The following is a 19,802-nucleotide window of genomic DNA, read 5'->3' on the forward strand; positions in this document are numbered from 1 at the left end:
TATAAAAATAAATTAATTAGCACTAGGGAAAACCCATGTCTTATATGAATAATGCAACTAAGTTAATGTCAGCTTTACTCGCATTAACCAGTGTTTCTGCAATGGCTGGTTCAAACCAGTTAAGCATTAATACAGTTAAAAAACAGTTAAACTCAACGCAACACACAAAAAACCAGCAAGGTAACGTATGTGGCACAGATACAAACTTGCAAGACTGGAATCAAATTCAAAAAAACAATAAGTTTCAACTTGAAAACAAATTAAGTAAAGCGAATGCTGTTTTACAAAAACTATCAAATAGCAGTGTAGATATACAAGATACAGCTGGTAACGGAATCGCCGGTCGCTATTACATACCTGTTGTATTTCATGTTTATGGTAATGAATTCAACTGTACTGACGAAAGTGCAATGTGTTTAACAGAAGCTAAGATTTTAGATGGTCTAAATAGAACAAATGAAGATTTTCTTGGTACAAATACACTTGATGGTCCGATTGCAGCAGAGTTTCAGGCGATCCGTGATAATTTAAACGTTGAGTTTGTATTAGCTAAAAAAGATCCAAATGGTAACCCTACTAACGGTATTGTGCGTCATGGTGCAAAATCTGGATATGGTGACGGTTCAAAGTTTGATAGTGAGATCTCTGCAGATGCATGGGATAACTTCAAATATATGAATATTTATATTCAGCAAGATTTATATAATGATGGCACAACAAGTAGCTCGGGTGTTGCATGGTATCCAGAATTAAACATGTCTCAAGCAGGGTTGTCACGTGTTGTATATAACGGTAATTTCCTAGGTAAAAATTCAAACGAAAACTTCCGCTCTGTATTTACCCATGAATTTGGTCATTGGCTAAACTTACCTCATACTTTTGACGGCGATGTTTGTTCTGTCCATCAAGAAGCATTTTGTGCAGCCACAGGGGATAATAACTGTGATACACCACAAATGAGCAGCAGTATCTTACAAAACAATGCACTTAACTGTTTGGGTCAACCGACAAATACAGAAAACTTTATGCATTATTCTGATAACTATGCCATGTATACAGCTGGTCAGGTTCAAAGAATGACTGCGGCATTACATGGTCCTGCTCGTGCAACTTTATGGTCAAATGAAAACTTAATCGCGACAGGTTTATCTGACTTAACAAGTACAGCTGATCATTATTGGGATGGTTCTGGATTAGATATCGCGCCTACAGGGTCTTTAATTACTGAGGTTACTAATTTATCTGCGGCTAAAGGCAATGTTGATAATCATGTTGTAAATATTCCAAGTGGCACAGAAGCAGTTGCATTTTACTTAGATGGATATACAGAAGATCCTGATATGTATGTATCAAAAGGCAGTGTACCTGCTAAAAATGGTGATACTTGGACTGCTGATTACATTTCATTCAAATCTAAAGGTGTGCCAGAGCTAGTTACTGTTTCTGCACCATCATCAACTCTTGAATATAACACTACGGTAGATGCTTTTACTGCTTACTCTAATGCACGTTTACAAATTTTAGCGGTAGATGATGCAACTTTATGTAATGGTTGCGAGAGAGTATTTTTAGCTGAAGAAACAAACCTAAGCGCAAAAAAAGGTGACGCTGTAAAAACTTATCAATATCAAGTTCCTTCAGATGCAATAAGAACTGTTGTTGTTATTGCAGGGGGTTATACGGGTGATCCTGATATGTATGCAAGCATGAATAGTGTTCCAGATACTACAACATTTGATTGTGGGCCATTCAGTGCCCCAAGATTAAGTGAATTTTGTGAGTTAAACGCCGGTGGTGGCGAACTCAATGTGATGATTGAACCATTCTTAGATTACAGCAACGCAACTTTTAGAGTTTATTATGAGCGTTCTTTAGGTTCTGATTTACCTTTAGCCGAAGCAAATGGTGCATATACAGCAATATTGGGACAAAAAGTAATATTTAGTAGCGCAGGTACTACTGATACAAATGGCAGTATTCAAAGTTACTTATGGGATTTTGGTGATGGCAATACAAGTAACCTAGCTAACCCTCAGCATACATATGCTACAACAGGATCATTTACTGCAACCCTTACCGTAACAGATAATGATAGTAACACAGCCTCAGATACTGCAAATGTCGTAATACAAGCATCAAATGAAGCGCCTGTAGCACAAATTAATGGTCCATATTCAGCTGTTTCAGGTCAAGAAATAACGATGAATAGTAATGGTTCAGTTGATCCAGATGGTGCAATTGTCACGTACCTTTGGCACTTTGGTGATGGTAATACAAGCTCTCAACCAAATCCAAAACATACATATGCAGCGTCAGGTGATTATACAGTTACATTAAGCGTAACTGATAATGGTGGTTTAACTGCTACTGCAACAACAAATGCATCTATCACTGATATTTCTTATTGTTTAGCTTCAGGCAATACAGGATACGAGTGGATAGCTAATGTTTCATCATCAGGTGTTTCACATGCAAGTGCACAAGAAGGCTATGCAGATAATACATCTGTTATTATTCCTATGGTTGTTGGAAACAATCCTATTGAATTAACTGCTGGTGGCAACTATACAGAGTATTGGACAGCTTGGGTTGACTTAAATGAAGATGGCACATTCACTAATAATGAAAAATTATTATCTGGTTTATCGGGTAAGAATCAAGTGGCAGGTAGTATTACAATGCCAAGTTCTTTGGCAGGTAAATCGGCTCGTATGCGCATAGCAATGAAATATGGCAGTGCTGCAACAAGCCCTTGTGGCAACATAGGTGATGGTGAAGTGGAAGATTATACTGTTACAGTAGGATCAGCTACAAATCAGGCTCCTGTTGCAAATGCAAATGGCTCATATACAGCAACAGTCGGTGATTCAGTTAACTTTGACGGTTCACGTTCAACTGATGCTGATGGCTCAATTGCCACTTACGCATGGAACTTTGATGATACAAACTCATCAGATAATACAAGTGCCGCTATCAGTCCGACACATACTTATACAAGTGCAGGAAGTTATACTGTCACTTTAACAGTAACTGATAATCAAGGTGCTTCACATACAGATACAGCAGTCGTGACTATATCTCCAAGCATACCAACGACTAACTTAGTTGATGCTTGTGCGACTAAAAGTGCAGTAACGAGTGGTAGGTTAGAAAATGGTGTTTCGGCATGTTTAGGTAATGCTTCAACCATGTGGTTTAGTATCCCTGAAGTAAATAATCATCAAAAGATTTCTATCACAACAAGTCATGGTCAAGGTAATCTAGATATTTTATATAAAAATGGTGGCTGGCCGAGTACTAATAGTAACGATGCTTCGGCATCTGGCTCAACAACAACGTGTATCGATGTTGCAGCAGGCACTAACTATTGGTCTTATTTAAAAGTATCAGGAGGGGCAACTGGTTCAACGATTATTGTTGATATGGATGCTGCTGGCTGTCGATAAAATAAGTCATTAAGTAAAATATTGTTTTTACCAAGTGGGTAACTTAGGTTATCCATTTTTTTAAACCGTTAGATCTGAAATACTTTGACGACATAATATCCTGCCAAGCCCTAATTTATCGGTAATATGCAATTGCGCCCCCGTTTCTTTTGCCATCACTTTACTTATATCTAAAGGAGAAAATCAGACACCCACCAGATCTTCAAACAATAGAAATTCAGTATTGATACGGATATCTATCGCTTTTTAAAATGCATCTATTTTTAAAATGCATCTATTAAAACTTGTTGATTAAGGCGTGTTGCTTGGTTTTTTCTATTATCCGCCAATATTGGGCTTGTTCTTACAAGGAATAGTTTGGCTGATTTTACTAATAAAATGACTTAAATGCATGTTTTTAGATCACTTGCTCATTAAGTATCACCATTAATAAATTGGATATTAAAGATATTTAACGCTTAAGGTTAAATTATTATAGTTTTTAAGTGTGTTTTAAATAGGGCTTTTATATAAATATGTAGTGAAGTGTTGATTTTATCTATTCCTTTAAATATGTCCTAAAAGTAAACGATTTATGTATTATCCATATTTATTACACAATTAACCAATACGATACTCCCATCTTGTTAATTTGTAAAAATACATATGAATACTTCTGTTAAACATCAGTGTACAAACTCACAAAGTATTGAGCCGTTTATTAAAACCAAATTACATAAAAATAATGATTTAAAGATTATCAAATCAGAGGTTGAAAGAAGAGATTCTGATAATAATAAAAAATTTTTATATGACAAACTTAATTTAATCCAAAAAGTAGCTGTCAGCGAGTTAGGGCGCATTGGCTACCAATTACACTTCATAAGAGGACAGTATTTTCGTACTACAGCAATTCTAATTTGCGAAAATAATATCGCTACAATTGATCGTGATGGAAAAGTGGTCATGAACCCTAATATCAAAATCAGAAAGTAGAAGCTAAAACTATTAATCCATACTTTATTCACAATTCAATTTTAAAATATAGCTATAGTTAAAACCTAATAAGGCGATTAAATGGAAACTATCCCTAACATTAGCAATTCATTTAAATGTATTAATACTGAAGAATTTAATTCAATAGAACTTAAATTTTTTATTTTAAATGAAAGTGCTTATAAAATAGAGTGGTTCAGCAAAATGACAGGTGCGATGGCGACATTTGTTACATTTAATAATGTTGAATATACAGTCACCCGCCAATGGTCTCAAAGTAAAAATCTAGAAAACTTTGATTTGACTTTTACAGACAATAAAGCTGCATTTAAACACTTTTTACTTAATGTAGATGTTATTAAAGTAGATCCTTATGTAATAAAGCGTGCAAAAAAATGTACAACGGATTTTTTTACTCAACAAGAAGGGCTAGAAAAAATAACAAATCCAAAGTTTTTTTATAGTCGTTTACAAAGCAGTATTGGTATGCGAGTTAATGTTTACGACCAAAGTAGCAAAGATAATTTAATTGCTAAAGGCTACCTTCTACAATTGATAGGAGGAAAAGCACAAGTTCAAATTAGTGAACGGCTTGATTTAAGAGCAAGGAAACCAATTCAAGTTTTTCCTACAAAACAGGTAGCGCTCATTTAATTTTTAAAACTTAATGGAATATTTATGAATAACAAGGATGATACATATACTTTAGACTTATTTTGGTGGTTTATATCAGTCACAGGATTGATTTCTATTATAGTATTACTGTTTTTCTTTTTTCTACTTTAACCTCATGCAATATCACGCCTATCTTTGATGAAGATTAAGGCGTGACGTACCATAGCTATCTGTAAAGTTAATTCATTCAACAACATTAGTTAAGTCTAATTTTTGCATTATGTTAAATAAATAAACATTGATGATACGTTCACTATTATTAAGTGATGATGCCACTTCTTTATTGCTCAATCCAAGTACCAATAACTTGGAGCTCTTTTGGTGTTAATTTAGTGTCATGCTCAGATATTTTGTCACGAAATGAAGCCGATATATAATTTTATTTGTAAGAATGTGATCAACAGCTAAATTATATTCTTAACAAGGATCTGTTTTTAAAAAAACTGCAGTTAAGTCAGGTGCTATTTCATATTTCTTTTGTGAAAAGCTATGCCTTAATCCAACCCTGATCAGCCCTTATTGTTACGCAATTATTAATTTTAACATTTAAATTCTGATTCATAACGATTCGATGTTTAAATTTAAACAAAAAAAATGTGTTGAAACTGAGTTTAAATTTGTAATAAAAATAAATAAATATTAATGGTAAAAAGTTAAAATATAATCAGTTAATTGCTAGTTAAACCTTAGATCTAGTCTAAAATTGTTACTTATGGGGATTGAAACTATGTATCTGCTCTAATATGTATCTACATAGATATTTCAATAATAAAGGAAGAAAAATGAAATATTGTAAATTTTTAACTTCTACTATTAGTATATTTTTTGCTTTTTCGGGAATTCAAGCTCATGCAGATGATGGCATTACAGCCAATGTAGGCGTGACTAACAATTATATATGGCGTGGTGTTACGCAAAGTGATAAAAAACCAGCGGTGTCTGGTGGCATTGATTTTTCGCATAGTTCTGGGTTCTATGCCGGTACTTGGGCTTCTAATATAGACTTTGGCTCTGATGCCACAACTGAAACAGACTTTTACACAGGATTTGCAAGTCAGGTGGGGGATTTCTCATATGATGTTGGTTATATATATTATGGCTACCATGATGGCGATGATTTAAATTTTTCTGAAGTCATGGCATCTGCTTCTTGGAATTTTTTATCTTTAGGTGTATCAACTACTGCTCATAGTGATTGGGATTCTGACTTTGGTGATGATACTTATTTTGAATTGAATCTTTCATTTGAAGTATTTAAAGACGTTGAGTTTGGTATGCATCTCGGCAGTTATGATTTTGATTCTGGTACTGATTACCTTGATTACAATATGAGTCTCAGTAAAGCAGGGTTTAGCTTTATGGTAAGCGCTGTCGATGAAGACGAAATAGATGATGAATACAGTATTTCAATATCTTATACCCATGAAGTAAATTTTTAATATTTAAAATCAACATCTTAAATTAGTTGTAGGGTTTTAAAAAAAAAGAGGTGCCAAGCACCTCTTTTTATTTTATGTTAAGAGGTTACAACCTAAACTCTTTCATTTTCATTTCTAAATTACTTACCAATACACTGAGTCGTTTTACATCATCTTTACTGACATCAGCTTTATCAGAAATATTATGTGAGGTATCAGCTATTTCAGTCACATTTTTATTAATATCATCTACAACGGCACTTTGTTGCTCAGAAGCCGTTGCAATTTGTAAATTCATATCATTTAATTGCTGTACTAAATCAACCACATCAGCCATCAATTTCTTATTATCTTCACAGGCATCAATACTCGCATTTGCCATTTTACTTGAAGAGGTTACCATTTTAACGGTTGTCTGAGTTTCCTGTTGTAACGAATTAATTTTTGAACGAATATCTTCTGTCGATTGTTGTGTTCGACTGGCTAAGGTTCTTACTTCATCAGCTACAACTGCAAAACCGCGACCTTGCTCACCAGCACGAGCTGCTTCAATGGCGGCATTTAAAGCTAACAGGTTAGTTTGCTCTGCGATTGATTGGATCACATCAAGCACTGAACCGATAGATTCACTCTCGATTGCTAATTTTTCTATTGAGTGAGATGCATTATCCATTTCCGAATTTAAGTTATTCATATCAGATTCTAATTTTTGTGCTGATTGTGTGCTTTCACTACATTTGTCATCAGTAGCTTTAACAGTATCGGCCGCAGTTGTGGCATTACGTGCAACTTCTTGAATGGTTGCAAGTAATTGATTTGTCGCAACAGCGACACTATCGGCGTTATCTGATTGATGTAATGTTTGATTGGTTGTTTCATCCATATTAACGAGCATTGTTTCAGTAGACTCAAGTAGTGTTTTTGATAAGTTTTCAACACAATGCAAAATTTCTTGTAGTTCATTTAATAGGTGATTAAACGAGTTAGCAAGGGAAAATAATTCATCATTTCCTTTGTAATCTACCCTTGCAGTTAAATCTTTGTCTTTTGATATATGGTTAACTTGATCTATAAATTGATTTATTGGATTTGAGATACCTTTGCCTACTTTAAATCCAGCAAGTAAAGTTAAAGGAATAAGTACCAACATTATACCGCTCATAATAAACCAAATACTATTAAGCATTTCATCTTTATCTTTCATTGCTTCTGATACATCAATCTCACTTAAAACAGCCCATTTAACACCATCTATATTAAGGGGCCCGTAAGCTGATAGTACATCAACGCCTCTATAATCCTTTATTGTTTTAATGCCAGTTTGTCCAGCAATACCAGATACCGCACCTTCACTTTTGACAGGTTGTAAACCGATAGCAGAGCCACTAGCAACAATTTTTTCTATAATTGTATTATTCACTCCGGAATTTAAAAGCGCTTTTTTGTAATTTTGAGGATCATCATAAAGAAAGCGACTCTGGCTACGTAACAGATAATCTTCTCCAATTAGGTAAGTTTCACCAGATTCTCCTAACCCTACTTTTTCCCATTGTTTTCCATATGTCATCAATGAATTTATTTTATCTATGGGCATTTGAAAGATTAGAATACCAAGCTTTTCACCTTCATCTGAAAAAATAGGGGAGGACATAAACGCAGCAGCATCATGATATGAGGGATAATAAGGTTCAAAATCAATTAAAAAGCTGTGATCAGGTTCTGTACTTTGATTTGCTTTTTTAAATGCTTTTGCAAGACCTGAATTTTTATAAGGGCCGTCTTTTAGAGAAGTAGCAAAATCCAACTCTTTAAAAACACTGTAAATCACGTACCCTGTATTTGGATCAACTAAAAATATGTCATAGAAACCAAAAGCTTCTAAATATTTATTTAAATGAGGATGATATTTTTTATGTATTTTACTATATGTAGTATCGTCATTTGAGAAGTTAAGCTTATTTTTACTCCCTAATTCAAACTGATTACCACTAATGTATGCATGTTGAATTGATCGCGTATTCTGATTTAGTTTAGCTAATTTATCAATTGAACTTTGGCTTAAATTGGGGTTTTGTTGTTTGTATCGTACGTCGAATTGCGATGTATAATATTGTTGAAGCTGCCCAGTTTCTTGAAGGCTAGTTTCCTGATCGAATTTATAAAATGGTTTTGACATTTTCTGCATCATATCACTAACCATTAAATCGCTAGATAAGCTAACAATTTCATGTTGTATGGTAATGAAATATTCTTCTATTTGCGTTTTTTGAATTTCTCTAATTGCAATTAGCTGCTCAAAAGCACGTTTTTCTAATGCTTTTGATGCGATTGAAGATGCTTGCCAACCTACAAGAGAGCCTGCGGTTATTATTCCGATTGCTGACAAAACAACAGATGCAACTATGATCTTATTTGCTATCTTCATTTGTATATTAATCTAATAGAAAAACATACTTCAAAGTTTAGTTAACTTATCTTATCCTAGCCACATGATCATGCTTTTATTACAGTATTTTACCTAGGTAAATAAATCATCATAACGATGCAAAAAATGAATATAGGCCAAAATGCATATTTAAATATCCGTCTACGATATGTGGCACTATGAGGATGGCATTGTGGAAGTATCATGCCACAATGACAACATATCGTTTCTTGTGAACTTGAGTATTTATCCTCTTGCTCTAAGGTATTTTCAGTATCACAATATAGACAATGAATTGTTTCTATCATTATATAACTCCTAACTTGTTAACTGATGGTATAGATGTGGTAACTTATTGGGCAGCGCAGTTGGATTCAAAATTACCGTAAATCCATCACTCCCAAACAAATAGGGCAGATACTCATCTGCTTGCTGATCTATGGTGATGCAAAAAGGTCTAAGCCCTAATCGTTTCGCTTCTAAGATTGCCTGATGGGTATCTTCTATACCAAAACGACCTTCATAATGGTCGATATCATTAGGCTTGCCGTCTGTCAAAATTAACAATAATTTCTGAGTGTTTTTTTGCGCTGATAATACTTTTGTAGCCTGACGGATAGCAGCCCCCATTCGAGTATAAAAGCCAGGTTGTAATGCTTGAATTCGACCTCTTACATCATCATTGTATTTCTCAGCAAAGTTTTTAAGCATGGTAAATCTAACATGATGACGTTTCACAGATGAAAACCCATACATCGCAAATTCATCGCCAACAGCCTCAAGTGCTTCACCAAATAACAACATGCTACTTTGAATCACATCAATAACACGATTATTATCATCTATATGTGCATCGGTAGACATAGATATATCAGCAAGTAATAAACAAGATAGGTCTCTATTATTACTTTTAAAACTACGGTATAAGCCTTTTTGTGGTGCTGGACCTTGCTTGCTTTGTATATGAAAATCTAACCAAGCAGATATATCTAGCTCTTCACCTTGGGGTTGCGCTTTATGCCACTGCTTCACACTTTGTAGTTGCTGAAATTGAGAACGAATTTTTTTAGCTGCACTGGATAAATTAGCAGGTAGTTTTTTAGCTGAACTGTCTTTTGGTAACATAGGTTGTAATAAACACCTATCATCTATCAATTTAGATAATTTATAATCCCATTCAGGTAACTTTAAACCAGCACCTAATGGAATATCATCTTCAGATGCAGATGGTAAATCTAGATCAACTTTGAGTTTTGCTGTTTTTTGATTTTGTTGCTTAGATAATGTAATTTTATCCAAATCTTCTGCAACACGTTGTGCATCTTCATTATCAGTATCATCTTCAGCGCGGTTAATTTTTGAAAACTCACTCCATGAAAATAAATTTTCCAATCTAAAAACCATCATACCATCGCGGGTGTGTGGATCTTGAATTCGTTCTGTTTTCTTTCTTGCCACTTTGCTTTCTTGTTTGTTTTTTGAAGATTCCTTTTTTTGATGGTTTAACTCATTATCAACTGGAGGGCTAATTTGCACATTGGCACTTGGATATAACCATAAATATACCGCTTGTGGAGCATAATTTGCCATAGGAAAATGTGTTACAGAGCCAGGTTCTTTGAGTGCTTGAATAACAGATTTTTCTAAAGCTTGATGCGCTTTTGGTAATGTATCTATTGCAGGTCTAAGTTGTAACAAAGCTTCAAGCATAGCGTAATAGCGGGTCTTTAAACTAGGGTAACGTTGTAAAACATCTAATACTCTTGCTTGATTATCTTTGGCCCAATGGTTAAATTTTTCATCTGATTGTGCAGCGAGCGCTGCAAGCCATAAATAAAGGTTTTTATTTAATGATTTTGAAGGAAAAACAGCAATTGATTCAGGGAGTCTTAAACTCGTTTCATCTTGCCAAGCAAGGCTTAATTGATGATGTGAGCCAGATATCTTTTGTAAAAAGCTACGCCTGACAATATAGTCTCGGGCCGCGGCAGCTTCAACCCGCTTTGCTGGGGAGCCTCCAAGGGCTCTAAAAATCATACCTGCTGACTTACTGACTTGTGCAAATGTTACTTTAGCTTCATCAAAATCAGTGCTTGCTTTTTTAGTGATATATTTATGCCAAATACTACCAACCCATTCTTCCATTATAAATTCTCATTAAGCTGACATCACACTCATAATATCAATAACAAAGGAAAGCAATGTGACTTATATCAAAAGAAGATTTGTTAAATATATTAATCATTTTAACTTTATAAATAATGAGGAGTTAAGAAAAGATAAAGCCCTAAACAATGTTTAAGGCTTCTGGTTGAAACTATATTGATGTGAATTTAAGCGTCGGCTTGCAATGCATCTTTATTTATTTGTGAATTACTTACTGTCACTTTCTTCCTATCTACTAGAAAGTTAGATAAATAAGTTAATAGGCCTATCATGAATACAACACCAGCTGCTTCGCGTAACCAATAGAAGATAGCCAGTTTATCTTGCGTTGCCATAAACCCTAATGCTTCGCCTGTTTCAGGCATACGCTGTAACCAAACTTGTAAGATACCAGCACCCGTTAGAAATAATGTGATGAATACCATAGAGATAGTCATTAACCAGAATCCCCACATTTCTACAACTTGTGCTTTAGGGCTAGAGGACTCTCCGATACCACGTAACTTAGGCATCGCAAATGAGATTATTGTTAATACAATCATTACATAAGCACCGTAAAATGCCATATGACCATGAGCAGCTGTTATTTGAGTACCATGCGTAAAGTAGTTAACTGGAGCAAGTGTATGTAGGAAACCCCAAACACCAGCGCCTAAAAATGCCATTACTGCTGTACCTAAAGCCCATAATGTTGCAGCTTTATTTGGATGTTCACGGCGACGACGATTTACCATATTAAACGCGTATAATACCATAGCAAAGAAAGGTAAAGGCTCAAGTGCAGAGAAGATAGAACCAATCCACTGCCAGTAATCAGGTGTAGTTAACCAGTAGAAGTGATGACCTGTACCTAAGATACCTGTGATCAGTGCCATCGCGATGATAACGTATAACCATTTTTCGATTACTTCACGATCTACACCCGTTACTTTAATTAAAATGAACGCTAAGATTGCACCCATGATCAGTTCCCAAACACCTTCTACCCATAAGTGAACAACAAACCACCAGAAAAATTTATCAAGTGCGATGTTAGATGGGTTATAAAAAGAGAATAAGAAGAATACAGCCAAGCCAATAAGACCTGTAAGCAATACTAAGTTTACAACCGTTTTACGACCTTTTAGGATTGTCATACCTAAGTTAAATAAGAAACCTAAACATACTACAACAATACCGATTTTAGTTATGGTAGGTTGCTCTAAAAATTCCCGGCCCATGGTGGGTAAAATATCGTTACCTGTCATATGCGCTAGAGTAGAGTAAGGCACTAATAGGTAGCCAAGGACAGTTAAAGTACCTGCAACTGCAAATATCCAAAATAATGCAATTGCTAATTTTGGGCTATAGAGTTCTGTTTCAGCTTCTTCAGGTACTAAATAATATGCCGCACCCATAAAACCAAATAATAACCAAACAATCAGTAAGTTAGTATGAACCATCCGCGCAACGTTAAAGGGGATTGCATCACCTAAAAAGTCACCCACCACATATTGAAGACCCATTATCAAACCAAATAGAATTTGGCCTGTAAACAGCATTAATGCAAAAATAAAATAAGGTTTTGCAACAGATTGAGATTGAAATTTTAATGTATTCACGTCATTAACCCTCAATATTTGGTGGCCAGCTATTAACATCCATCTCAGCAGTAAACTTTAGGAAGTCTGCTAGGTCATCAATTTCTTGGTCATTTAAGTTGAACTGCGGCATCTGGCGACGGCCAGGGACACGTAAAGGTTGTGCTTTCATCCAGCCATTCATGAAAGCTTTAAATGTTTCATGGTCACCTGCACCGCGACGGTAAAATACATTACCAAGTTCAGGAGCAAAGTATGCGCCTTCACCTATTAGTGTATGACAACCAATACAGTTATTTTCTTCCCATAATTCCTTACCTCGCTCCACTGATTCAGTTATATTTTCACGGTGATCCGATTTAGGCATTTCTCTTGTTGTATGCATGGTTAACCCGAGGAACACTAAGAAGAAGAACATACTTCCGCCGTAATAAATGTTTCTCGCCATACTTTTTGTAAAGGTTTCGGACATTGTCTCATCCCCTATAATTGTTAAAAAAGCTAACGGTTGTTGAACAAATAAATCTTACGGTACGGTGGGTTTGCTTTATTTGACTTGCATCAAATTTTTTAAATTGGGGAGCTTCGTTATTTGATTTGAATCAACCTTTGTAACTATAGGATTTTAAAGAGTATATAACCTTATTTAAAGTAAGGGTTTAAAAGCTACTTAATAGATATTTATAAAAAGTTTAATTGTTTTTTTATTCATAATTAATATTTTAACATTTTTGATGAGATAAAAGATATTTGTTAACTGCACTAAAAAAGAGGCAATTTTTTTGCCATGGCTCTGGAAAGATTTAGCATACCTAACAGAACAAAAATCGCATGCATGCAAATAAAATAAAACAACATTATCATAATAGACGCATTGATATTATTACCAGCTAAGAATATATAGACGATAGGAATAACAGCTAAAGCGATACCATTTAAAGCACATAATTGCATTGAGCGATATAGATGAATACGTGCTAGTCCAAAACGAGATTTGAATTTAATGAAATAAACTAATAAAAATAGAAATGCTAAACCAGGTAAAATAAGCAAATTAGCAACATAGAGCGCCTGAGCGATTGTTGATAGTTTTTTTTGTGTAATGGCACTGTTGGGCATGAGGTTTCCTTAACTCAAAGGGATCCAGTATATAAGGCCTATGATGAATGGGACAACAATCACATAGGTTAACATCAAAATCCGCCAAAGTTTTGGGCCGCTATTTAGCTCCATAAATACATCCGTGATTTGTTGTCCTTTATACATGGCAGCCGCTAAAACTAACCAAATAGTATAGACTTGTGAAATATCATTGTTATCCTGAGCAAAACCACCAACTATCACTGACTCAACTGTTAATCCGATTAATACAATAAAACTAATTATGAACTGTTTAAAAGTCATCTTCAAACTCTCTAGTTTAGAATATATATTAATGGGAATAAGATAATCCACACTAAATCGACCATATGCCAATAACAGCCACCAGCTTCAAACCCTGAAGTTTGATCTGCTTTATATACGCCATTAGCCGCTTTTTTAGCAATAAAAGCTAAAATTATCATGCCCAATAAAACATGCATAAAGTGGAAAAAGGTAATTAAAAAATAAAGCATAAAAAACGTATTTGTTGATATTCCAAACCCAGCTTCAATTAATACTTGGTATTCCCATGATTTAGTACAAACATATATACATGCAATTAATAGTGCAATTATAAGATGTTGTGCTGCTTTGGTATTTTCTGACTGTTTAATTGCATGAACACTTAATGCCACAAAATAACTACTTGTGATAAGTGCTAGGGTATTTATTATTCCTGCAATGGGGTGAAGATGGGCTTGACCCGATATAAACATTTGCGGATTTAACTGCTTAGTAACAGCAAAAGCGATAAATAGAATCGCAAATACTGTCAGTTCAGCTAAAATAAAAAACCACATGGCTAAATCGCCAGGTAGTTTTTTATCATTGGTATTTATGTCTATTTCATTTTGCATTGTTTTTATTCATCAAAATAAATTCGTGCAACATCCATTAATGCTTCAACTGTAATAGGATCATCGGTTAATGGCTCTGCTAAACAGCATCGGCATACTTCAAGTGCCGGCATACCACTAGACATCATGCGTGCCGCATAAATAAGCAAACGAGTTGATGCCACTTCATCTAAGTCGTTATCTTCTAACCGGCGCAATGCGCCAGCAAGCTCAATTAATTTATAAGCCAGATGTGCGTCAATATTACATTCTTTCATTAAAATTTCTTGTTCTACTTTAGGTTCTGGGTAATCAAACCTAAGTGCTACAAAACGCTGACGTGTACTTGGCTTCATGCCTTTTAGTAAATTTTGATAACCCGGATTATATGAAACAACTAACATAAAACCCTTTGCGGCTTCTAATAGTTCACCCGTTCTTTCTAGTGGGAGTATACGGCGGTCATCGGCCAATGGATGCAATACAACCGTTGTATCTTTTCGTGCTTCAACAACTTCATCTAAATAACAAATGCCACCTTCTCGCACAGCACGTGTTAAAGGACCATCTTGCCAATAAGTGCCATTTGGCCCTATTAAGTGACGCCCAACTAAATCAGCTGCCGTTAAATCGTCATGGCAAGCAACTGTATATAAAGGTTTATTTAATTTTTCAGCCATATGCTGAACAAACCGGGTTTTACCACACCCAGTTGGCCCTTTAATTAAAACGGGTAATTGATGTTCATAAGCATACTCAAATAGAGATATTTCATTTTTTTGTTCTTGATAAAATAATTCTTTTTGATCTGATTCTATTTCGATAATATTATCAGTTGAAGCTGCAGATGTTTGAGTCATAAAAAGAAAACCTTAAGCACATATTGTTGTTAGCTATAAGGTACTCTTGTTATATGAGAGTGGTTTTGATTTTGATCAAGTCAAATGAGAACTCGCATCAACTTGGTTTAATAATAACTTCACTTTTCTTTAGGAATGTATTTTGCTGCGGGGCGATCGATGTCAATCGCTTGGGGACCATCTACCCATTTTAATAACGTCCCTTCAGGGTTATCTTTTTGTACTTCTTGGCATGCAGAAATACATTGCGCGCACTGTGTACAGGTAAACTTAGCCCGTTTCATGTTTCGTGTAGGAAGACGCATTGGGCAGGCCTTATCACATGCTTTATCACACTCTCTACAGGCTTTTGCACGTGTACGATCAAACTTTACTGCCATCGCTTGTTTATTTGCCATCCATATAAGACTTTGAAATAAACCCAAAGCACAACCGTATTTACAAAATATGTGACGCGCAAAAATAAAATCGAAAGAAAATACACAAGTCGCAGCGATTAGAAATATGGTTGATCCAAAGCCTACTTCTAAATTAACCAAGTCAATAAGCAATGGTACGGGCGGCATTAAATAACTGAGTAAACCTACAGCCCAAGTGAATGCCATACTGATACTAATAGCCGCAACAATAAGCCTAGGAATAATAGCTTGATTCTGCTTTTCAGGCTTTTCCCATAATGTAACCCGATTTAATTGTTTCAACATCACTTGGTTTATCATTTCTACAACCGAAAAATGTGGGCACAACCAACCACAATAGATACGCCCAAACTTCCAAATTAAAATAAGAGAAGTGCCTACAAAAGCAATGGCAGGTAAGAATACTTTTAAAAATATAATAGTTGTTGCTTGTACAGTGGTACCTCCTTGATGGATAACGCTCTCAAGACCTAATGTCCATTGGTGGCCAAAAAATATAAAATGCCCTAAAGTTAAATCAAAACGAAAAATATCTAAAAGGGGAGCGAATAAAAAAAGTAAGAAAAATAATGTACGTGTCATTGTTCTTGAATGCTGATAAGTCATGAGAATACTGCTTTATGAGCTGGTTTTGAACAATTTTAGCAATAACTAGCACCACTAAAATTGATCAAAGTCTTGTTTAATTAAAAGAATGTCTAATATTTATCTCGATCATCTTATTTATAACCACGCTCAATTAAATGTTGCGTATATTGTTTATCAGTACCATTAATATGTTTTATCAACCAATTTGTTAAAAATTCACACACTTCTTCAAATACTTCATGGCCTTTCTCGTTATATTTATCTTGCATATGGGATATTTGATTTATCATATCTTGATGTTGTTTTTTATGTTCATCAAAATTAGGGTAATCATTATCACTCATAATTTCTTCTTCTCGTTCAAAATGATATTTAGTGTAATCAATTAAATCATCCAATGCTTGGCGTTCAAACTCTTCACTCATTGCATAGTCATATGCAGTATTAAATTGATTTAATAAATTGATTAATTTTTTATGGTCTAAATCTAAAACCTCTATACCTACACTATACTCTTCCTTCCATTTTAATTGCGTCTCTGTTTTAGTTTTATTGTATATAAATGGTATTAATAGCAGGGCTAAAATTAAAATCCATGAAATAGGATTATTCATTCCTGATAAAAAACCAAGAAATATTGCAACTATGATCAAACCGATAATTGCAGCGTATAACAATGCCTTAGAATGTTTCTTCATTTCTCTATACCCTTAATTTTTATGTGGTTTCTTTAACTTCAGATACCACAATATGAATTTACTCGGGGGAAATTATTGTCATAGATCAAACAATTTTTAGTTTAACTTTAATTAAAATTTAATCAGTTTAAAAATTTGATCTAGGTCAGGTTGCCATAAATAAAATTGATTGATAGTGCGCTCAAAGCAGAATAATTATTCAACAAAACGCATTCCAGGGTTAAGCGCCGAATAATAATTCTGAAAATCATTTATTTAAAATACTAAACCTGAGGGAAAAATGATGAAAAAAGTAAAAACAGCATTATCAGTTCTCACTATGGCACTTGGATTTGCAACTACAGGCATAAGTATGTCGGTATCAGCTGCAGAGCCAACGTTATCGAAAGCTGACTTTGAAAAAGCACAATTACAATATTTTCAACGTTGTGCCGGTTGTCACGGTGTTTTACGAAAAGGTGCTACAGGGAAAAGCTTAGAGCCAAAAGAAACACTGAAAAAAGGTCAAAAACGTTTAGAAAAAATTATTGCATACGGTACAGAAGGCGGTATGAATAATTTTGATGACATTTTTAGTAAAAAAGATATATCAAATTTAGCGACATTTATTCAAATGAAGCCACCTGTACCACCAGAAATGTCAATTACACAAATGCGCAGCCACACAAAACAGTTTGTAGACGCAAAAAACTATCCAGCAAAACCTATGCATAACCTAAACTGGAAAAACTTCTTTATCGTTATTGAACGTGATGCCGGTAAAGTAGCTATTGTTGATGGTGATACTAAAAAAGTGATTACGCATATTAATACTGGCTACGCAGTACATGTTATTAAAGGTACTGAGCATCATAAAATTGATCATGCTGAAGATGTAGGTCGCTTTTGGTACACCATAGGTCGAGACGGTAAAGTTACAAAAATTGATTTATGGCAAAAGCCAGAAAACATGTTAGTTGCTGAAACTAAAATGGCCTATGACGCTCGCGATATTGCCGTATCAGGTGATGGTAAATATGTTATTGCTGGTGGTTATTGGCCTGCTCACTTCGTAATTATGGATGCAGTTACATTAAACCCGCTGAAAGTCGTTTCTACCCGTGGTTACAATACTAAAGGTGAATTCATAAACGAAGCTCGTGTGGCTGCAATATATACGACACCAAACGAATCAAGCTTTATGGTCGCAGTAAAAGAGCTTGGTCAAATGTGGCAGGTCGATTACAAAGATTTAGACAACTTATCTATTACACAAATAGATTCTGCAGAATTCTTACATGATGGTTTCTTTGACCCAACAGGGCGTTATTTCCAAATTGCAGCTAACGCATCTAATAAAATGGTAGTGGTTGATACTAAGACACGTAAATTAGAAGCTATGATTGACGTAGAAAGCCTACCTCACCCAGGTCCTGGTGCTAACTGGAACGATAAAAAATGTGGTCCAGTTGGTGGTACGACGCACTTAGGAATGGGGCTAGTTTCTGTATGGGGTAACGATCCTATTGGCCATCCAGATAAAGCATGGAAACTATGTTACGAAGTTGAAACAGATGGTGCGGGTGCATTCATCCGTACCCATGAAACATCACAATTTGTTTGGGCTGATCAACTAAAACACCCTGAGCCTGAAGTACAGCAATCCGTTCAAGTATTTGATAAAGATACACACGAAATTGTTAAAACAATTCGTGTAACAACTGAACCCGGTAAAGCAGCACTACACATGGAATTTAATAAAGGAGGCTCTGAGGTTTGGGTTTCAGTTTGGAACCGTAAAGAAGCAAGTAAGCCAACAGGTGAAATTGTGGTTTATGATTCTAAAACACTTAAAGAGAAATACCGCATTAAAGGTTTAACTACACCAACAGGAAAGTTCAACGTTTACAATAGAATGAACCATAAAACCTAATCTATTTAACCACACAATAAAGCGGGCTTAATGCCCGCTACTTTTTTGAACCGTCAAATTAGAATATAGCAAGTTAGGACAAAGAATTATGGCTAACAATAAATTAAATAAGCCAAGCTTTTGGTCTCGCCGACTTATGTTTGGTAGCACAGTAGCAGGTGCAGTGATTTTTTTCGTAGTAGGGATCATTTTTTGGGGAGGTTTTAATACAGCCATGGAAGCAACAAATACGACCGAGTTTTGTATTGGTTGTCATGAAATGCAAGAAAATGTTTATCAAGAGTATACACCAACAATACATTTTACAAATCGCACTGGGGTAAGGGCTGGTTGTCCAGATTGTCATGTACCAAAACCTTGGATCCATAAAATCATTCGTAAGATCCAAGCGTCAAAAGAGGTATTTTCATGGTTAACGGGAAAGTTAGATACTAAAGAAAAGTTCAACGAACATAGATTTGATTTAGCACAAAGTGTTTGGGGCGCTATGAAGGAAACAGATTCACGAGAATGCCGAAACTGTCACAACTTTGAATCAATGAACCCTGAATTTCAAAAACCTCGGGCACGTAAGCAGCATTTGAATGCATTTGAAACTGGTCAAACTTGTATTGATTGTCATAAAGGCATTGCTCATCATGATGTACGAGATCAATTAACA

At 35.0% G+C, this 19,802-nt stretch carries 17 protein-coding genes and 1 pseudogene; 6 read left to right on the forward strand and 12 right to left on the reverse strand.

What is annotated here, in order from left to right:
* Positions 1 to 35: 35 nt before the first annotated feature.
* The 3 genes from KO527_RS14115 (at position 36) to KO527_RS14125 (ending at position 5,075) form a co-directional block, all read left to right on the forward strand.
* A complete protein-coding gene (locus tag KO527_RS14115) occupies positions 36 to 3,446 on the forward strand; it encodes a PKD domain-containing protein (protein WP_216040926.1) in 3,411 nt (1,136 codons plus the stop codon).
* Positions 3,447 to 4,091: 645 nt separating this feature from the next.
* Positions 4,092 to 4,421 (forward strand): hypothetical protein, encoded by a 330-nt coding sequence (locus KO527_RS14120; protein WP_216040927.1) that lies wholly within the window; start codon positions 4,092 to 4,094, stop codon positions 4,419 to 4,421.
* An 81-nt stretch (positions 4,422 to 4,502) separates the two neighbouring features.
* On the forward strand, positions 4,503 to 5,075 hold the full coding sequence (locus KO527_RS14125; protein WP_216040928.1) for a hypothetical protein: 573 nt from the start codon (positions 4,503 to 4,505) through the stop codon (positions 5,073 to 5,075).
* A 204-nt stretch (positions 5,076 to 5,279) separates the two neighbouring features.
* Here KO527_RS14125 and KO527_RS14130 read toward each other — a convergent pair whose 3' ends face one another.
* Positions 5,280 to 5,399, reverse strand: a complete 120-nt coding sequence (locus KO527_RS14130; RefSeq protein WP_289847698.1) for a LuxR C-terminal-related transcriptional regulator — start codon at positions 5,397 to 5,399, stop codon at positions 5,280 to 5,282.
* Positions 5,400 to 5,878: 479 nt separating this feature from the next.
* Here KO527_RS14130 and KO527_RS14135 point away from each other — a divergent pair, with 479 nt between their 5' ends.
* The gene (locus tag KO527_RS14135) at positions 5,879 to 6,535 is read left to right on the forward strand and encodes a TorF family putative porin (protein WP_216040930.1); all 657 of its coding nucleotides are present in this window, start codon (positions 5,879 to 5,881) and stop codon (positions 6,533 to 6,535) included.
* Positions 6,536 to 6,620: 85 nt separating this feature from the next.
* Here the strand turns inward: KO527_RS14135 and KO527_RS14140 are convergent, their stop codons facing one another.
* The 11 genes from KO527_RS14140 to KO527_RS14190 all read right to left on the reverse strand — a co-directional run bounded on the left by KO527_RS14140 (position 6,621) and on the right by KO527_RS14190 (position 17,229).
* The gene (locus KO527_RS14140) at positions 6,621 to 8,939 is read right to left on the reverse strand and encodes a methyl-accepting chemotaxis protein (protein WP_216040931.1); all 2,319 of its coding nucleotides are present in this window, start codon (positions 8,937 to 8,939) and stop codon (positions 6,621 to 6,623) included.
* A gap of 89 nt (positions 8,940 to 9,028) precedes the next feature.
* Positions 9,029 to 9,247 (reverse strand): DnrP protein, encoded by a 219-nt coding sequence (locus tag KO527_RS14145; RefSeq protein ID WP_216040932.1) that lies wholly within the window; start codon positions 9,245 to 9,247, stop codon positions 9,029 to 9,031.
* 10 nt (positions 9,248 to 9,257) lie between these two features.
* Complete coding sequence (locus KO527_RS14150; protein WP_216040933.1) at positions 9,258 to 11,084, reverse strand: VWA domain-containing protein; 1,827 nt, start codon at positions 11,082 to 11,084, stop codon at positions 9,258 to 9,260.
* Between the two features lie 188 nt (positions 11,085 to 11,272).
* Positions 11,273 to 12,706 (reverse strand): cbb3-type cytochrome c oxidase subunit I, encoded by a 1,434-nt coding sequence (locus tag KO527_RS14155; RefSeq protein WP_354668622.1) that lies wholly within the window; start codon positions 12,704 to 12,706, stop codon positions 11,273 to 11,275.
* Positions 12,707 to 12,710: 4 nt separating this feature from the next.
* Positions 12,711 to 13,070 carry a cytochrome c gene (locus tag KO527_RS14160; RefSeq protein WP_289847700.1) on the reverse strand — a complete coding sequence of 120 codons (360 nt, stop codon included), beginning with the start codon at positions 13,068 to 13,070 and terminating at the stop codon, positions 12,711 to 12,713.
* Positions 13,071 to 13,447: 377 nt separating this feature from the next.
* Positions 13,448 to 13,804, reverse strand: a complete 357-nt coding sequence (locus KO527_RS14165; RefSeq protein ID WP_216040936.1) for a hypothetical protein — start codon at positions 13,802 to 13,804, stop codon at positions 13,448 to 13,450.
* A 9-nt stretch (positions 13,805 to 13,813) separates the two neighbouring features.
* Positions 13,814 to 14,089, reverse strand: coding sequence for a cytochrome C oxidase subunit IV family protein (locus tag KO527_RS14170; protein ID WP_216040937.1), 276 nt, complete (start codon positions 14,087 to 14,089; stop codon positions 13,814 to 13,816).
* Positions 14,090 to 14,100: 11 nt separating this feature from the next.
* A complete protein-coding gene (locus KO527_RS14175) occupies positions 14,101 to 14,685 on the reverse strand; it encodes a cytochrome c oxidase subunit 3 family protein (protein WP_252733725.1) in 585 nt (194 codons plus the stop codon).
* A 5-nt stretch (positions 14,686 to 14,690) separates the two neighbouring features.
* Positions 14,691 to 15,524, reverse strand: a complete 834-nt coding sequence (locus KO527_RS14180) for a CbbQ/NirQ/NorQ/GpvN family protein (protein ID WP_216040938.1) — start codon at positions 15,522 to 15,524, stop codon at positions 14,691 to 14,693.
* A gap of 119 nt (positions 15,525 to 15,643) precedes the next feature.
* Positions 15,644 to 16,549, reverse strand: coding sequence for a 4Fe-4S binding protein (locus KO527_RS14185; RefSeq protein ID WP_216040939.1), 906 nt, complete (start codon positions 16,547 to 16,549; stop codon positions 15,644 to 15,646).
* Between the two features lie 113 nt (positions 16,550 to 16,662).
* Positions 16,663 to 17,229 carry a bacteriohemerythrin gene (locus KO527_RS14190; protein WP_216040940.1) on the reverse strand — a complete coding sequence of 189 codons (567 nt, stop codon included), beginning with the start codon at positions 17,227 to 17,229 and terminating at the stop codon, positions 16,663 to 16,665.
* 283 nt (positions 17,230 to 17,512) lie between these two features.
* Between KO527_RS14190 and KO527_RS14195 the strand changes: the two genes are divergently transcribed.
* Complete coding sequence (locus tag KO527_RS14195; protein ID WP_216040941.1) at positions 17,513 to 19,141, forward strand: cytochrome D1 domain-containing protein; 1,629 nt, start codon at positions 17,513 to 17,515, stop codon at positions 19,139 to 19,141.
* A 136-nt stretch (positions 19,142 to 19,277) separates the two neighbouring features.
* Positions 19,278 to 19,781, forward strand: a pseudogene (locus KO527_RS25960) (NapC/NirT family cytochrome c); the annotation flags it as partial.
* Between the last annotated feature and the right edge of the window lie 21 nt (positions 19,782 to 19,802).

This window comes from Pseudoalteromonas sp. C2R02 (genome assembly GCF_018860845.1).
GTDB lineage: Bacteria > Pseudomonadota > Gammaproteobacteria > Enterobacterales > Alteromonadaceae > Pseudoalteromonas.